Annotated in this window: 1 protein-coding gene; it reads right to left on the reverse strand. The window is 60.9% G+C overall.

Annotated features, from left to right (window positions below; genetic code table 11):
- Positions 1 to 678, reverse strand: a 678-nt coding sequence (locus tag P775_RS26695; protein ID WP_245875881.1) for an EF-Tu C-terminal domain-related protein, incomplete at its 5' end; no start/stop codon positions are given.

Raw genomic sequence — 678 nt, forward strand, 5'->3', positions numbered from 1 at the left:
TTACTCGAGGATTTTGGAGACGACGCCCGAACCGACGGTGCGGCCGCCTTCGCGGATGGCGAAGCGCAGTTTGTCTTCCATCGCGATCGGTGCGATCAGTTCGACGTTGAACTTCAGGTTGTCACCCGGCATCACCATTTCGGTGCCTTCGGGCAGGACAACCGTCCCGGTCACGTCGGTCGTGCGGAAGTAGAACTGCGGGCGGTAGTTCGCGAAGAACGGCGTGTGACGGCCACCTTCCTCTTTGGTGAGGATATAGGCTTCGGCTTCGAACTTGGTGTGCGGTGCAACCGACTTGGGCTTGCACAGAACCTGACCACGTTCCACGCCTTCGCGGTCGATACCACGCAGAAGCGCGCCGATGTTATCGCCTGCCTCCCCGCGGTCGAGCAGCTTGCGGAACATTTCCACACCGGTGCAGGTGGTTTTGCGGGTGTCGCGGATGCCCACGATTTCCAGCTCGTCACCGACGTTCACAACGCCACGTTCGATACGACCGGTCACAACCGTGCCACGACCCGAGATCGAGAACACGTCTTCGATCGGCATCAGGAACGGCTGGTCCACGGCACGTGCGGGCTGCGGGATATAGTCGTCAACAGCCTTCATCAGTTCGCGGATCTTGTCCTCGCCGATGTTGGCATCGCGGCCTTCCATTGCGGCCAGAGCCGAACCGGA

Source organism: Puniceibacterium antarcticum, from assembly GCF_002760615.1.
GTDB lineage: Bacteria > Pseudomonadota > Alphaproteobacteria > Rhodobacterales > Rhodobacteraceae > Puniceibacterium > Puniceibacterium antarcticum.